The organism is Limnohabitans sp. B9-3 (assembly GCF_002778325.1).
Taxonomy (GTDB): Bacteria; Pseudomonadota; Gammaproteobacteria; order Burkholderiales; family Burkholderiaceae_C; genus Limnohabitans; species Limnohabitans kasalickyi.
In genome coordinates this window covers 45678-60687 of the sequence record NZ_NESI01000007.1, presented here as the reverse complement: position 1 = coordinate 60687, position 15010 = coordinate 45678, and the positions used below count along the sequence as shown (strand labels likewise).

Sequence of the window (15010 nt, the reverse complement as noted above, 5' to 3'; positions counted from 1 at the left end):
GCAACATCATTTTGAAAACACTGCGCTACGAACTGGCCGACGGCATTGCCACCCTCACCTTTGACGAGCAGGGCTCACCGGTCAACACCATGTGCCTGCAATGGCAAGAAGACTTTGCGCAAGCGACCGAGCAAGTGCTGAAAGACAAGGCAGGCCTGAAAGGCATCGTTTTGGCTTCGGCCAAGACCACCTTCTTTGCCGGCGCTGACCTCAAGGGCGTGATGCGCTCGCAGGCCACAGACGGGCCGCGTGTTTTTGCTGAAATTCAGCGCATCAAACAATGCTTTCGCACGCTTGAAACACAAGGCGTGCCCGTGGTCACTTGCCTCAATGGTTCGGCCCTAGGCGGTGGTTGGGAAGTGGCGTTGGTGGGGCATCACCGCATTGCCACGCGCAACCCGAAAACCCAATTGGGCTTGCCCGAAATCACGCTGGGTCTGATTCCTGGTGCGGGTGGCATCACCAAGATGACCCGTGTCTTGGGCCTGCTGGCCGCGCAGCCCTATGTGTTGGAGAGCAAACTGTTTGGCCCCGACGAAGCGGTCAAGCTGGGCTTGGTGCATGAGTTGGTGGACAACGACGCGCAATTGCGTGAGCGCGCGCTGGCCTACATCGCCGCATCCCAAGGCCAGCCCGAAGCAGCCCAGCATGTCTGGGACCGCAAGGACTACAAGATGCCCGGTGGCACGCCGAGCAACCCCAAGATCGCGGGCATGTTGAGCGTGGCTCCAGCCGTGCTCAAACAAAAAACACGCGGCTTGTACCCTGCCCCTGAAGCCGCTTTGGCGGCCATGGTCGAAGGCGCGATGGTGGACTTTGACACGGCCATGCGCATCGAGACCCGCCACCTCGCGGGTTTGTTGACCAGCCAAGTGGCGCGCAACATGATCAACACCTTCTTCTTCAACATGAACAGCATCAAGGGCGGTCAAAGCCGCCCCAAAGATGTGCCGCGCTACAAGCCACAAAAGGTGGGCATTTTGGGTGCGGGCATGATGGGTTCGGGCATCGCTTACTCGCAAGCCAGCCGAGGCATCGCCACCGTGCTGAAAGATGTGAGCGCCGAGGCCGCTGAAAAAGGCAAGGCCTACAGCCACAAGCTCACCCAAAAACGCGTGGACAAAGGCAGCATGTCTGCCGACAAACAAGCGGCCTTGTTGTCACTGATCCAGCCCACGGCCAGTGCCGCAGACCTGAAGGGCTGTGACCTGATCATCGAAGCCGTGTTTGAAAACCGTGAACTCAAAGCCCGCGTCACGCAAGAGGCCGAGCCCATGCTGGTCGAGGGCGGTTTCTTTGCCAGCAACACTTCGACCTTGCCCATCAGCGGCCTGGCCACGGCCAGCGCCAACGCGAATAAATTTGTCGGCATCCACTTCTTCAGCCCCGTCGACAAGATGAAACTGGTGGAGATCATTCGCGGTGCACAGACCGATGACGAGACCATTGCCCGTGCGTACGACTACGTGCAGGCGCTGGGCAAGCTGCCGATCGTGGTGAACGACTCGCGTGGCTTCTACACCAGCCGCACCTTTGGCACCTTTGTGATGGAAGGCGCGGCCATGTTGGGCGAGGGCATCCCTGCCCCCGTGATTGAGAACTTGGCCATGCAAGTGGGCATGCCGGTGGGCCCGCTGGCGGTGCTGGATGAAACGGCGCTGTCGCTGTCGGTGCATGTGCTGGACCAAACCCGCGAAGACTTTGCCAAAGAAGGCAAGGTGCACATCGCCACGCCCGGTGAGCTGTTTGTCGAGCGCATGGTGAAAGAACTCAAGCGTCCCGGCCGCGCCGCAGGGGGTGGTTTTTACGACTACCCCGCGGGCCAGAAAAAAGTGCTGTGGCCCGAACTCAAAACCCGCTTTGAAAAAGCCGACGTGGCCTACAGCCTGCAAGACATCAAAGATCGCTTGCTGTACCGCCAAGCCGTGGAGACCGCCCGTTGCCTGCAAGAAGGTGTGCTGACCTCGGTGCACGACGGCAACATCGGCTCGATCTTCGGCATCGGCTTTCCGGCTTGGACGGGAGGCGCGCTGCAATTCATCTATGCCCAAGGTGTGGATCTGTTTGCCAAACGCTGCAGCGAACTCGCGGCGTTGTACGGCTCGGGCTTTGCGCTCACCGATGCGGTAATGGCGAGCTTGAAGCAGCATCAGCCGGTGTATTGAAGACGGTGAAGGACTGCGTGTGATCACTGAAATTTCAATCAAGCTGGGCTTGGCGTTGCTCTCGGGCATCGTGCTGGGCATGAACCGCTGGATACACCACAAATCGGCTGGGGTGCGCACGCATTCGCTGGTGGCCTTAGGGTCGGCGCTGGTGATGTTGCTGATTGCGGGCTTTCCCGGGTTTGATGCGCAAGCGGTGAGCCGTGTGTTGCAAGGCTTGATCACGGGTATTGGGTTTTTGGGCGCGGGTGTCATCGTGCGCAATGACCATTCGCACAACATCCACGGTTTGACCACCGCAGCCAGCCTGTGGGCGTGCGCGATTTTGGGGGCGACGTTTGGCGCTGGGTTTTACGAGGTGGGCGCCTGCGCGTTGGCGGCCATGTTGTTGATTTTGGTGTTGGGCGGGCCGCTGGAGCAGCTGGCAAAAAAGTTGTTCTTTAGGCACGTAAAGGACAAAAAGAACGACGTCGATGCCTGAGTGAACACCGCTTGCGATGCCGCCCCTGTTACGCGGCGGCTCGCAGCGGAGAGGTTTACTCTTTGGGCGCGCCCGAGTCTTTGACGATACTTTCGTAGCGTTTGATTTCAGACAGCGTGAACTTGGCAAATTCGTTGGACGTGCCACCCATGACTTCAGCACCCATGTCGCTGAGGCGTTGGCGAATGTCGGGTTGTTTCAGCAGTTTGTTGAGTTCGGTGTTCAAGCGCTCCACCACTTCGGCGGGCGCGCGTGCGGGCAACATCACGCCGTACCAAGCCGAGGCCAGCATGGGCGTACCGGCTTCGTTGAAGGTGGGCACTTGGGGCAGGGCCGTCAAGCGTTTGCTCGACGCCACGGCGAGGGGTTTGAGCAAGCCGCCGCGAATGCTGCCCAGCGAGCCGGTGTCGATCATCAGGTCGAGGTGGCCCGCAATCAGGTCTTGGGCGGCAGGGCCGCTGCCTTTGTAGGGCACATGCTGCAGGTCGATGCCTGCTGCGGTTTTGAATTGCGCGCCTGCCAAATGCTGTGAACCGCCAATGCCTGCTGAGCCGTAGGTGAACTTGCCGGGCGCTTGTTTGGCGGCCCCCACGATGTCTTTGAGGCTGTTCCAAGGCGACTTGGCTGGCACTACCATGACGTTGGGAATTTCACACAGCGCAACCACGGGTGAAAAGTCAGCTGCGGGGTCAAACCCGAGCTTGCTGTACAAATGCGGCGCGGCGGCATTGGTGGAGCTGGTGGCCAAGAGCAGCGTGTAGCCATCGGCCTTTTCTTTCACAAATGATTGGGTGCCAATGACACCCCCTGCGCCGCCTTTGTTGTCCACCACCACGGGCACGCCCAAGGCCTGTGACAGGGGTTGGGCCAGCATGCGCGCAATTTGATCGGTGGCACCCCCTGCGGCCCAAGGCACCAAGATTTTGATGGGTTTGTCGGGGTAGGCGGCCCAAGACACGCCCGACAAGGCACAAAGGGCGGCGGCAACTAAGGCGTTGCGGCGATTGATGGAACGTGGTGCGTGTGACATGTTAAAAACCTTTCGCTTTCAAAGAAGCATCGACCCAAGCCGATGAATACGTGCCATTGAGAATCTCGGCAATCATGGCTTGTTCGTGCGCCACTTTGTCATGGGACAAACGCGCGATTTCTAGCGCTTGCGCAGGCGAGACGGCGACCAAGCCATCGGCGTCGCCGACGATGATGTCGCCGGGGTTCACAGTCATGCCGCCTACATTGACACTGATGTTGATGCTGCCCGGGCCGTCTTTGTAGGGGCCGCGCAAATTCACGCCGCGCGACCAGCAGGGAAATTGATGGGTTTCAAACGCATCAACATCACGCACCGCCCCGTCGATCACAAACGCCACCGCGCCGTGTTTGCGGGCTGAGGTCATCATGATTTCGCCGACCAAGGCACGCGACACATCGCCCTCGCCGTCGACCACCAACACGTCGCCGGGCATCAGCATGTCCAAGGCTTTGTGGATGAGCAAGTTGTCACCGGCGCGCACTTGCACGGTGAAGGCGTTGCCGCACACGCTGACGGCGGAGCGGTTGACGGGGTGCAGACCGGTGGTGCCCACCAAGCGGCCCATGACGTCGCTGATGACCGAGGAGGGCAAACCGCTCAAGGCGCGAACGCCCTCTGCGAAGGCTTCGTGGCGGGGGTGAATTTCAATTCCGTGGGACATGGTGAGATCCTGTGTGTGAAGGGCAAGCTGGGCTAATCTAACGCACAAATGGGGTCACTTAAACTGAGTGAGTCGCCTAGGGTTGTCGATCATTTGGATGGGCACCGCCTGAGTCGGGCGTCTTGTTATTTTGGGATGAATGTTGGAAGCTTTTTTGATCTCGACGGGCATCGTCGCCCTCGCCGAAATGGGCGACAAAACACAACTCTTGGCCTTGGTCCTGGCGGCGCGATTTCGCAAGCCTTGGCCCATCGTGTGGGGCATCTTCGCGGCGACCTTGGCGAACCATGCGCTGGCCGGCAGTTTGGGTGCCTGGTTAACGCAGCTGGTGCCGCCTAGCTATTTGCGATGGGGCTTGGGTCTGTCGTTCTTGGCCATGGCAGCTTGGATGTTGGTGCCCGACAAGCTGGACGAAGACGACACAGCCATCGCTCCCAGATTCGGCGTGTTTGGCACCACGCTCGTGGCCTTTTTTCTGGCAGAGATGGGCGACAAAACGCAAATTGCCACGGTCATGTTGGCCGCCGAATACCAAGCCTGGTTATGGGTGGTGGCCGGCACCACGCTGGGCATGATGCTGGCCAATGCGCCGGTGGTGTGGTTTGGCGAGCGCATCACGCGGCTGATTCCGCTCAAGTGGGTGCACCGCATCAGCGCGTTGGTGTTTGTGGTGCTGGGCGTGCTGGTGCTGCTGGCATAAAAAAACGCCAGCGCTTGACAGCACTGGCGTTGTTCTTTGGGCCGCTGAGCACACAAGGTGCTCAGTGCAGAGGCCTCTTACTTGGCGATGACGCGCACCATTTCCAAGCACTTGTTCGAGTAGCCCCACTCGTTGTCGTACCAGCTGACGATCTTGACGAAGGTGCTGTCCAAGGCCAGGCCAGCGTCAGCGTCAAACACGCTGGTGCATGGCTCGCCACGGAAGTCGGAGGCGACCACTTTGTCTTCGGTGTAACCCAACACGCCTTTCAAAGCGCCTTGGCTCTGGGCTTTCATTTCAGCGCAGATTTCGGCGTAAGAGGCTTCTTTGTTGAGCTCAACGGTCAAGTCAACGACAGACACGTCGCTGGTGGGCACGCGGAACGACATGCCGGTCAGCTTCTTGTTCAACTCAGGAATCACCACGCCTACCGCTTTGGCAGCGCCGGTGCTGGAAGGGATGATGTTTTCCAAGATGCCACGGCCGCCGCGCCAATCTTTGTTAGAAGGACCGTCCACGGTTTTTTGTGTGGCGGTGGCAGCGTGCACGGTGGTCATCAAACCGCGCTTGATGCCCCATTTGTCGTTCAACACTTTGGCCACGGGTGCCAAGCAGTTGGTGGTGCACGAGGCATTGGACACGATGGTTTGGCCAGCGTACGTGGTGTGGTTCACACCAAACACGAACATGGGTGTGTCGTCTTTGGACGGTGCTGACAACAACACTTTCTTGGCACCAGCGGCCAAGTGTTTTTCAGCGGTGGGTTTGTCGAGGAACAGGCCGGTGGCTTCGATCACGATGTCAGCGCCAATCTCGTCCCACTTCAGGGCCGATGGGTCGCGCTCTTGGGTCAGGCGAATTTTCTTGCCGTTGACGACCAAGGCGCCGTTGTCCACAGAGACCTCGCCTTGGAAGCGGCCGTGCACGCTGTCGTACTTGAGCATGTACGCCAAGTAGTCGGGCTCCAACAAGTCGTTGATGCCAACCACTTCGATGTCTTGGAAGTTTTGCACGGCAGCGCGAAACACCATACGTCCGATACGGCCAAAGCCGTTGATACCGATCTTGATAGTCATGGAATTACCCTTCTAAAGTTAAAAAATCAAATGCTTTATTTGGCCAACACGGCTTGCACCGTTTCCGCCACATTCTCAGGGGTGAAGCCGAAGTGTTTGAACAACACGGGCGCAGGGGCCGACTCACCGTAGGTGTCGATGCCGACCACGGCCGACACGCCGTATTTCCACCAGCCGTCGGTGGAGCCCATTTCTACTGCAATGCGGGGCACGCCTGCGGGCAGCACGGCGGCTTTGTAGGCCACGCTTTGGCGGTCGAAGGTGGTGGTGCTGGGCACAGACACCACGCGCACGGCAATCTTTTGCTCGGCCAACAAGGCTTGTGCCTTCATGGCCAATTGCACTTCTGAGCCCGTGGCCAAGATGACGGCTTGCGCCTTCTTCTTGAGGCCCACTTCCGAGGGTTCGGCCAGCACGTAAGCGCCTTTGTTGATGGCGTCCAAGCCCGAGATGTCGCCAGCGGCTTCGGTGGCTTTGGTGGCCACGACGTCGCCCCGCGCATCACCATGCGCGTCACCTTTAGGCAGGTAAGGCAAGTTTTGGCGGCTCAACAACAACGCGGTGGGCTTGTTTTTGTTTTGCAAAGCCACGGCCCAAGCCACAGCGGTTTCGGCCGTGTCAGCGGGACGCCACACGTCGAGGTTAGGGATCAAGCGCAGCGAGGCTGCGTGCTCGATGGACTGGTGCGTGGGGCCGTCTTCGCCCAAACCGATGGAGTCGTGGGTGAACACATGGATGATGCGTTGCTTCATCAGCGCGGCCATGCGGATGGCGTTGCGTGAGTAGTCGCTGAAGGTCAGGAACGTGCCGCCGTAAGGGATGAAGCCGCCGTGCAAAGCCACGCCGTTCATGATGGCGGCCATGCCGAATTCGCGCACGCCGTAGTTGATGTGACGGCCACCCACGCCGGCTTCGTTCTTCACCACGTTGCCTGCCAAGTCAAAGCGCAGGTTGGGGGTGGATTTGGTGTTGGTCAGGTTAGAGCCGGTCAAGTCGGCGCTGCCACCCAAGAGCTCGGGCAAGGCGGCGGTGAAAGCTTCCAAGGCCAATTGGCTGGCCTTGCGGCTGGCCACGGTTTCGGCTTTGGTGTGGGCACCGATGACGGTGTCGACCACGGTTTGTGCAAAGTTCTTGGGCAACTCGCCGGCCATGCGGCGCAGCAGTTCTTTGGCCAAGGCGGGGTGCGCGGCTTTGTAGGCGGCGAAAGCGGTTTTCCACTCGGCTTCTTGGGCTTTGCCTCGTGTCGCGGCGTTCCAATCGGCGTACACCTCTTTGGGCATTTCAAACGGGCCGTGGTTCCAGCCGATGGCGGCGCGGGTCAAGGCAATTTCGTCGGCGCCCAAGGGCTCGCCGTGGGCCTTGGCCGTGTCAGCGCGGTTGGGGCTGCCTTTGCCGATGCTGGTTTTGCACACGATCAAGGTGGGCTTGTCAGCGCTCAGTTTGGCGGTGGCAATGGCTTGGCTGACCACGGCGGCGTCGTGGCCGTCGATGGGGCCAATGACTTGCCAGCCGTAGGCTTTGAAGCGCTCGGGTGTGTTGTCGGCAAACCAGGGGGCTACTTGGCCGTCAATCGAGATGCCGTTGTCGTCGTACAAAGCGATGAGTTTGTTCAGCTTCCACGCGCCGGCCAATGAGCAGGCTTCGTGGCTGATGCCTTCCATCAAGCAACCGTCGCCCATGAAGGCGTAAGTGTGGTGGTCGACGATGTCGTGACCTTCGCGGTTGAACTCAGAGGCCAACAGCTTTTCAGCCAGCGCCATGCCCACCGCGTTGGTGATGCCTTGGCCCAAGGGGCCAGTCGTTGTTTCGACGCCAGGCGTCACGCCCACTTCGGGGTGACCGGCGGTTTTGCTGTGCAACACGCGGAAGTTTTTCAACTCGCTCATCGGCAAGTCGTAGCCGGTGAGGTGCAACAAGGCGTAAATCAACATCGAGCCGTGGCCGTTGGACAGCACAAAGCGGTCGCGGTTCAACCAATGGGGGTTCTTGGGGTTGTGACGCAGGTGGTCGCCCCACAAAGCGACAGCCATGTCGGCCATGCCCATGGGCGCGCCGGGGTGTCCTGAGTTGGCTTGTTGTACAGCGTCCATTGCCAAGGCGCGGATGGCGCTGGCCATTTGTTGGGTGTTTGCCATGTCAGGCGACTCCGGTGGGGTAATAAGGGAAAACCAACATTTTAGCGAGCCGCCCTACCCCAGCCTGACCGACCGGTTCTTTGTCGCGCAGGATGGGGCTGTTTTGCGAGTTGAGGCTTTGCTGGTGCGGTGTTGTTTGGTGCGGTTTGGCGCAAAACCCGCTCGTTACACTGCGGTTGTGAACACGACTTCTAGCCCCACTTCTCTCGGCATTTCCCTTGCCACGCCGCTCTGCGCAGACGTATCTGAGTTCCGCAAGGCCACCGCTTTTTTGCTGGCTGCAGGACGCGGCGAACGCATGCGCCCTTTGACCGACGTGCAGCCCAAACCCATGCTCGAAGTGCGCGGCAAGCCCTTGATGCAATGGGCCATGGAAGGTTTGCAACGCGGTGGTGTGCAGCAGTTGCACATCAACACCGATTGGCTGGGCGCACAAATACCGCAGCATTTTGGTGATGTGCTGGCCACGCCCGGTTTCGCTCCGTTGCATTTGCGTTACTCCCACGAAGGCGTGGACTTTGGTGGCGCGCTTGAAACCGCAGGCGGCATCGTGCGCGCCCTGCCCCAGTTGGACGAGGTGTTTTGGGTGGCTGCGGGCGATGTGTTTGCGCCTGAATTTGAGTTTTCTTCACAAGCGTTTGAGCGTTTCAAAGCCAGCCCGCAATTGGCGCATCTTTGGCTGGTGCCAAACCCTGCGCACAACGTGGGCGGAGACTTTGGTGTGTCGGCTGAGGGCTTGGCTTTGAATTTGCCCAAGCTGGCCGCCCCTGCTGCGCATGAAGTACCGCGCTACACCTTCAGCACCATCGCGCTTTACAAACGCGCCTTCTTTGAAGCTGCGTGGTGCGACATTGCGGCGGGCAACCCCGAAGGCGTTAAAGCCCCTCTGGCACCGATGCTCCGCATGGCTATGGACAATAGCTGTGTGAGTGCATCCTTGTACAACGGTGCTTGGACCGACGTGGGCACGCCTGAACGTCTGGCCGAACTCAATGCGATCCATTTTTAAGACCGAGCTATCCATGACCCAAGCCTCTGTTTCTTTGTACGCCGCCCGCCGCGCCCATTTGGCTGCCCAGTTGGGCGAGGGTGGCGTGGCCATCATCCCGACGGCGCCCGAGCATGCGCGCAACCGCGATAGCGACTTTCCGTATCGCCACGACAGCTACTTCTATTACTTGACGGGCTTCACCGAACCCAACGCGTGGTTAGTCATAGATGCCACAGGTCGCAGCACCGTGTTTTGCCAACCCAAAGATTTGGAACGCGAAATTTGGGATGGTTACCGCTTGGGCCCCGATGCCGCGGTGGACGCGTTGGGCGTGAATACCGCGCAGTCTGTGGCCGACCTCGACACGCTGTTGCCCAAGTTGCTGGAAAACCAACACACGGTTTGGTACCCGTTTGCCACCCACAAGGGCTTGGAAACGCGGGTGGACGGTTGGCTCAATGCCGTGCGCGCGCGCGTGCGTTTTGGCGTGGCCTGCCCTGCCATGCAGCGCGATGTGTGCGGCCCGTTGGACGAGATGCGCCTCATCAAAGACGCGCATGAGCAAGCCATCATGCGACGTGCCAGCGCCATCAGCGCCCAAGCCCACATTCGCGCCATGCAAACCAGTGCGCGCATGTTGCGTGCGGGCCAAGATGTGCGCGAGTACCACTTGGACGCCGAGTTGCTGCACGAGTTCCGCATGCATGGCTCGCAGTTTCCGGCTTACACCTCCATCGTCGCGGCTGGCGCGAATGCGTGCGTGCTGCATTACCGCGCCGACGCAGCGCCTGTGCGCAGCGGCGAGTTGGTGTTGATTGACGCGGGTTGTGAGCTAGACAGCTACGCCTCCGACATCACCCGCACCTTCCCCGCCAACGGCATCTTCAGCGGTCCGCAACGTGACCTCTACAACTTGGTGCTGGCTAGCCAAGACGCGGCCGTGGCCGCCACCCGCGCAGGCGCACGTTTCACCGACCCGCACGAGGCCACTGTGCAAGTGCTGGCGCAAGGCTTGTTAGACCTCGGTTTACTGAGCAAAGCCAAACATGGCAATGCGCAAGACGTGATTGAAAAGCGCGCCTACTTCCCGTTTTACATGCACCGCACCAGCCATTGGTTGGGGATGGATGTGCACGACTGCGGCAGCTATGTGGAGCGTGTTGCGGCGAACGAAGCCAGCACGCGCAAAGACCCGTTGTCGGGCGAAACCATCGTCAACCGCCCCAGCCGCATCTTGCGTCCAGGCATGGTTCTTACCATCGAACCCGGCCTTTATGTGCGCCCTGCTGACGATGTGCCCGAAGCGTTTTGGAACATCGGCATTCGCATCGAAGACGACGCCATCGTCACCGAGGGCGGCTGCGAACTCATCACACGCGGTGTGCCCGTGGTGGCGGATGAGATTGAGGCGTTGATGCGGGGTTGAGCGGCCGAGAGCCAAGGTTCTAAAAGGGCTCTCAAAGCACCAAAAAAATTCAATTTAATCCCTTCAAGATTCAAAGAAAGCACAGCATGAGCACTTCTACTTTCAAAACCTATGTCTGCATTGTTTGCGGTTTTGTGTACGACGAGGCCGAAGGCCGCCCTGAAGAGGGCATTGCCGCAGGCACCATTTGGGCTGATGTGCCTGCGGACTGGGCTTGCCCCGAGTGCGGTGTCGCCAAAAACGATTTTGAATTGGTCGATTTTTAAGGCCCGTAGGGGTGACCGCGCAGTTCACTTTTGTGAATAAGTAAAAAGCGTCGTCACTTGCGTAAGCACATCCCCGTATGAGTGAGGTGGACCTCAGGCCTAAAATGAAATGACCAGCTCGGGGTTGTTGCTTCACGACAGAGGCAACAACCCTTTGCACTATTAGGAGATTTCATTGAGCCCAACCCCTTCCCACAACAGCGCAGAAGCCCGAGCTGAGCTGCGCCGCGCTGCCCTCGAATACCACGAGTTCCCCACCCCCGGAAAACTAGCGATCCACGCTACCAAGCAGCTGGTCAACCAGCATGACTTGGCTTTGGCCTATTCGCCCGGCGTCGCGGCACCGTGCGAAGAGATCGTCAAAGATCCCAACAATGCGTTCAAGTACACCAGCCGTGGCAACTTGGTGGCCGTCATCACCAACGGCACAGCCGTGTTGGGATTGGGTGACATTGGCCCCTTGGCGTCTAAGCCCGTGATGGAGGGCAAGGCCGTTTTGTTCAAGAAGTTTGCCGGCATTGACGTGTTTGACTTGGAAATTGACGAGAAAAACCTCGACAAGCTGGTCGACATCATTGCCTCGTTGGAGCCCACTTTTGGTGGCATCAACCTCGAAGACATCAAAGCGCCCGATTGTTTTTACGTCGAGCGCAAATTGCGCGAGCGCATGAAAATCCCAGTCTTCCACGACGACCAGCATGGCACGGCCATCACGGTGGGCGCTGCCATCATCAACGGCCTCAAGGTTGCTGGCAAAGACATCAAAACCGTCAAGCTCGTCACTTCAGGCGCTGGTGCTGCGGCTTTGGCCTGTTTGGGCTTGTTGCTGAAAATGGGCATGCCTCGCAGCAATATTTACGTCACCGATTTGGCGGGCGTGGTCTATGAAGGCCGCACCGAGTTGATGGACGAAGACAAGATTCAGTTCGCCCAGAAGACCGATGCACGCACCTTGAGCGACATCATCGAAGGCGCGGATGTTTTCTTGGGCCTGTCCGCAGGCGGCGTGTTGAAGCCTGACATGGTCAAGAAGATGGCCGCTAAGCCCATCATCATGGCCTTGGCCAACCCCAACCCAGAAATCACGCCTGAAGAAGTGAAGGCCGTGCGCGACGACGCGATCATTGCCACGGGTCGCAGCGACTATCACAACCAAGTGAACAACGTCTTGTGCTTCCCCTACATCTTCCGCGGTGCGTTAGATGCGGGCGCTTCCACTATCACCGACGAGATGGAAATTGCGGCGGTTTACGCCATCGCTGAATTGGCGCAAGCCGAGCAAAGCGAAGTGGTGGCCGCAGCCTATGCGGGCGAGACCTTGGCCTTTGGCCCTGAGTACCTCATCCCCAAGCCGTTTGACCCACGCTTGATGATGAAGATCGCGCCTGCTGTGGCCAAAGCCGCTGCAGCCAGCGGTGTGGCCACGCGCCCGATTCAAGACATGGACGCCTACATTGAGAAGCTGCAAGGCTTTGTGTATGCATCTGGTTCCATCATGAAGCCCATTTATGCGGCGGCCAAGCGTGCCAGCAAAAAGCGCGTGTGCTACGCCGAGGGCGAAGAAGAACGCGTCTTGCGCGCCGTGCAAATCGTGGTGGACGAAGGCTTGGCCAAGCCCACCTTGATCGGTCGCCCTGCCGTCATTGCCCAGCGCATTGAAAGCTTCGGCTTGCGCCTCAAAGAGGGTGTGGACTACCAGGTGGTCAATGTGGAGCAAGACCACCGCTACCGTGATTTTTGGCAAACCTATTACAAGATGACTTGCCGCAAAGGCGTCACCGAGCAGTTGGCCAAAATCGACATGCGCCGCCGTTTGTCGCTCATTGGCACCATGATGTTGCACAAAGGCGAGGTTGACGGCCTGATTTGCGGCACGTGGAGCACGCCACTGACCCATTTGAAATACGTGCATGAGGTCATTGGTAACCGCCAAGGCGTGAGCACCTATGCCGCGATGAATGGCTTGTTGTTGCCCGATCGCCAAGTCTTTTTGGTCGACACACACATCAACTACGACCCGACCGCCGAGCAATTGGCCGAAATCACGGTCATGGCGGCTGAGGAAATGCGCCGCTTTGGCATCCAGCCTAAAGCCGCATTGTTGTCGCACTCTAACTTTGGCAGCAGCGATCAACCATCCGCCATCAAAATGCGCGAAACCTTGGCCTTGGTGCAGAAAAAAGCGCCTTGGCTTGAAATTGATGGCGAAATGCACGGTGACGTGGCGCTCGATGGCCATGCCCGCGAAGCACAAATGGCGGACACCACCTTGATTGGCGATGCCAATTTGTTGGTGTTGCCTAACTTGGACGCCGCCAATATTGCTTACAACCTGCTCAAAACAGCAGCGGGCGGCAATATTGCGATTGGCCCCGTGCTGTTAGGTGCGGCCAAGCCGGTGCACATCTTGACCGCGAGCACCACGGTGCGTCGTATCGTCAACATGACCGCCTTGACCGTGGCGGATGCCAGCGCTGTGCGATGAGGTGATTCGGGTTTCCCTACCCTAAATTTACTGAATTTAAGTAATAACCCTCAGGGCTCGCTCAGATTTGGGCGAGCCCTTGCTTTTTTGTAGCGATTCTGTAACACTTGCGCTTCTCTTTTTTCGGGTTTACCCGAAGAGCTGCTTCAAAATTTACCTAGTTACAAGAAACGGCGATAGACATGCCAATGCTTACTGTCAAAACCAACATCGTTCAGTCGATCCGCGCTTTCCGCGTGCCCCAGTTGCAAGAGGCTGCGCAAGCCATGGGTCATCATTTCTTGTATGCCAATCTGGCCCAAACTCAAAGCAAACAAGACATTTTGGATTTGATCGCCAAAGAGTTCAGCTTTGCACCACAAGCCAGCAAAAACTTCGACGCCTTGTCGGATGGCTTGACTGACGTGCTGCACAAGTCGGGCACCCAGCCTGGTTTCATCGTGGTGTTGGAGCACATTCCTGCTCATGCCAAGTTTGACAAAGAAGCCCGCGAGCAGCTGTTGGACATCTTCCGCGAAGCGTCTGACTTCTGGTCGGACCGCAAAGTGCCTTTCCGCTGCTTCTATTCGTTCTCGGTGGCACGCGCTCCGTCGGTCGACAAAGGCGGTGTCGCCCTTGACGGTCTGGATGTGTTGGAAGATGGTGAAAAAATGCCCACTGACAAACTCGTGGACGTCTCGCCCATGGCCTTGCGCATGAGCAGCCCCTTCAATGCGGGTTACTGGCAAGCCGCCACCGCATAAAACACGGTTTGCGGTTCATTTGAACCGGTGTGCTGAGAAACAAAAAACCCGCCGCAGTGATTGCAGGCGGGTTTTTTATTTGTCAAAGGCTTTGCACCAGCGCCACGTATTCAGCAACCGGCACCTCTTCGGCACGGCGTTGTACATCAAACTGACCTGCAAAGTTACGGCCCTCTAGCCAGCGGCCCAAGGTGTGGCGCAACAGCTTGCGGCGTTGGCTAAAAGCCGTTTTGACCATCTCTTCCATCAACTTGACATTGATCAGTGGCGGTTCGGTCAGTGGCACCATGCGCACCACCGCGCTGTCCACGCGCGGCGGTGGGTCAAACGACTCGGGCGGTACAAACAACACGTTTTCCATGTCGTAGCGCCATTGCAGCATGACGCTCAGTCGGCTGTAGTCACTGGTGCTGGGCTTGGCGACCATGCGGTCAATCACCTCTTTTTGCAGCATGAAGTGCTGGTCTTTCACCACCGCCACGTGTTCGAGCAAATGAAACAGGATGGGCGACGAGATGTTGTAGGGCAGGTTGCCCACCACGCGCAGCTTCGGGCTTTTGAGCTCGGCAGCCAGTTGGGTGAAGTCCACGCGTAGAACGTCAGACTCGATCACGCTCAAGTGCGGGTGTTCGCGCAGGCGAGCGGCCAAGTCGCGGTCCAGCTCGATGACGTGTAGGTGGCCCAGGCGCTCTACCAAGGGTTGGGTCATGGCGGCCAAGCCGGGACCGATTTCGACCATGGGCTCACCGGCTTGCGGTGCGATCGCATCGATGATGCTTTCAATGATGGCGCCGTCGGTTAAAAAATGCTGGCCGAAGCGTTTGCGGGCGATGTGTTTCAAAGTGTGC

Annotated in this window: 12 protein-coding genes and 1 pseudogene; 8 read left to right on the top strand and 5 right to left on the bottom strand. The window is 58.7% G+C overall.

The window, feature by feature from the left end:
* The first annotated feature begins 11 nt into the window (after window positions 1-11).
* Window positions 12-2165 carry a 3-hydroxyacyl-CoA dehydrogenase NAD-binding domain-containing protein gene (locus tag B9Z42_RS11615; RefSeq protein ID WP_100133681.1) on the top strand — a complete coding sequence of 718 codons (2154 nt, stop codon included), beginning with the start codon at window positions 12-14 and terminating at the stop codon, window positions 2163-2165.
* Window positions 2166-2184: 19 nt separating this feature from the next.
* Entirely contained in the window at window positions 2185-2646 is a 462-nt protein-coding gene (locus B9Z42_RS11610; RefSeq protein ID WP_233203625.1) for an MgtC/SapB family protein, read from the top strand.
* Window positions 2647-2701: 55 nt separating this feature from the next.
* On the opposite strand, the gene B9Z42_RS11605 is transcribed toward B9Z42_RS11610, so the two are convergent.
* Both B9Z42_RS11605 and B9Z42_RS11600 read right to left on the bottom strand, forming a co-directional pair.
* Window positions 2702-3676, bottom strand: a complete 975-nt coding sequence (locus tag B9Z42_RS11605; protein ID WP_100133562.1) for a tripartite tricarboxylate transporter substrate binding protein — start codon at window positions 3674-3676, stop codon at window positions 2702-2704.
* Between the two features lies 1 nt (window position 3677).
* Window positions 3678-4340, bottom strand: coding sequence for an RraA family protein (locus tag B9Z42_RS11600; protein ID WP_100133561.1), 663 nt, complete (start codon window positions 4338-4340; stop codon window positions 3678-3680).
* Between the two features lie 142 nt (window positions 4341-4482).
* Between B9Z42_RS11600 and B9Z42_RS11595 the strand changes: the two genes are divergently transcribed.
* Window positions 4483-5040: a TMEM165/GDT1 family protein gene (locus B9Z42_RS11595; RefSeq protein WP_100133679.1), complete on the top strand. Its 558-nt coding sequence runs from the start codon at window positions 4483-4485 to the stop codon at window positions 5038-5040.
* A 77-nt stretch (window positions 5041-5117) separates the two neighbouring features.
* Here B9Z42_RS11595 and gap read toward each other — a convergent pair whose 3' ends face one another.
* Both gap and tkt read right to left on the bottom strand, forming a co-directional pair.
* Window positions 5118-6116 (bottom strand): type I glyceraldehyde-3-phosphate dehydrogenase, encoded by a 999-nt coding sequence (gene gap / locus B9Z42_RS11590; RefSeq protein WP_100133560.1) that lies wholly within the window; start codon window positions 6114-6116, stop codon window positions 5118-5120.
* 35 nt (window positions 6117-6151) lie between these two features.
* Window positions 6152-8251 carry a transketolase gene (gene tkt / locus B9Z42_RS11585; RefSeq protein ID WP_100133559.1) on the bottom strand — a complete coding sequence of 700 codons (2100 nt, stop codon included), beginning with the start codon at window positions 8249-8251 and terminating at the stop codon, window positions 6152-6154.
* A gap of 211 nt (window positions 8252-8462) precedes the next feature.
* On the opposite strand from tkt, the gene B9Z42_RS11580 reads away from it, so the two are divergent.
* The 5 genes and pseudogenes from B9Z42_RS11580 to B9Z42_RS11560 form a co-directional block, all read left to right on the top strand.
* Window positions 8463-9260 carry a nucleotidyltransferase family protein gene (locus B9Z42_RS11580; RefSeq protein WP_255408005.1) on the top strand — a complete coding sequence of 266 codons (798 nt, stop codon included), beginning with the start codon at window positions 8463-8465 and terminating at the stop codon, window positions 9258-9260.
* Window positions 9261-9273: 13 nt separating this feature from the next.
* Window positions 9274-10668 (top strand): aminopeptidase P N-terminal domain-containing protein, encoded by a 1395-nt coding sequence (locus B9Z42_RS11575; RefSeq protein WP_100133557.1) that lies wholly within the window; start codon window positions 9274-9276, stop codon window positions 10666-10668.
* An 86-nt stretch (window positions 10669-10754) separates the two neighbouring features.
* Complete coding sequence (locus B9Z42_RS11570) at window positions 10755-10934, top strand: rubredoxin (RefSeq protein WP_100133556.1); 180 nt, start codon at window positions 10755-10757, stop codon at window positions 10932-10934.
* Window positions 10935-11109: 175 nt separating this feature from the next.
* Window positions 11110-13419 carry an NADP-dependent malic enzyme gene (locus B9Z42_RS11565; RefSeq protein WP_100133555.1) on the top strand — a complete coding sequence of 770 codons (2310 nt, stop codon included), beginning with the start codon at window positions 11110-11112 and terminating at the stop codon, window positions 13417-13419.
* Window positions 13420-13601: 182 nt separating this feature from the next.
* A pseudogene (locus tag B9Z42_RS11560) lies at window positions 13602-13991 on the top strand (barstar family protein); the annotation flags it as partial.
* Between the two features lie 253 nt (window positions 13992-14244).
* Here B9Z42_RS11560 and rsmA read toward each other — a convergent pair.
* Complete coding sequence (gene rsmA, locus B9Z42_RS11555) at window positions 14245-15003, bottom strand: 16S rRNA (adenine(1518)-N(6)/adenine(1519)-N(6))-dimethyltransferase RsmA (protein ID WP_100133678.1); 759 nt, start codon at window positions 15001-15003, stop codon at window positions 14245-14247.
* Between the last annotated feature and the right edge of the window lie 7 nt (window positions 15004-15010).

Excerpts from the sequence above, each read along its gene's own strand:
- B9Z42_RS11605 (WP_100133562.1), bottom strand. The coding sequence starts at position 3,676 with ATGTCACACGCACCACGTTCCATCAATCGCCGCAACGCCTTAGTTGCC.
- B9Z42_RS11600 (WP_100133561.1), bottom strand. The coding sequence starts at position 4,340 with ATGTCCCACGGAATTGAAATTCACCCCCGCCACGAAGCCTTCGCAGAG.
- gap (WP_100133560.1), bottom strand. The coding sequence starts at position 6,116 with ATGACTATCAAGATCGGTATCAACGGCTTTGGCCGTATCGGACGTATG.
- tkt (WP_100133559.1), bottom strand. The coding sequence starts at position 8,251 with ATGGCAAACACCCAACAAATGGCCAGCGCCATCCGCGCCTTGGCAATG.
- B9Z42_RS11575 (WP_100133557.1), top strand. The coding sequence starts at position 9,274 with ATGACCCAAGCCTCTGTTTCTTTGTACGCCGCCCGCCGCGCCCATTTG.
- B9Z42_RS11570 (WP_100133556.1), top strand. The coding sequence starts at position 10,755 with ATGAGCACTTCTACTTTCAAAACCTATGTCTGCATTGTTTGCGGTTTT.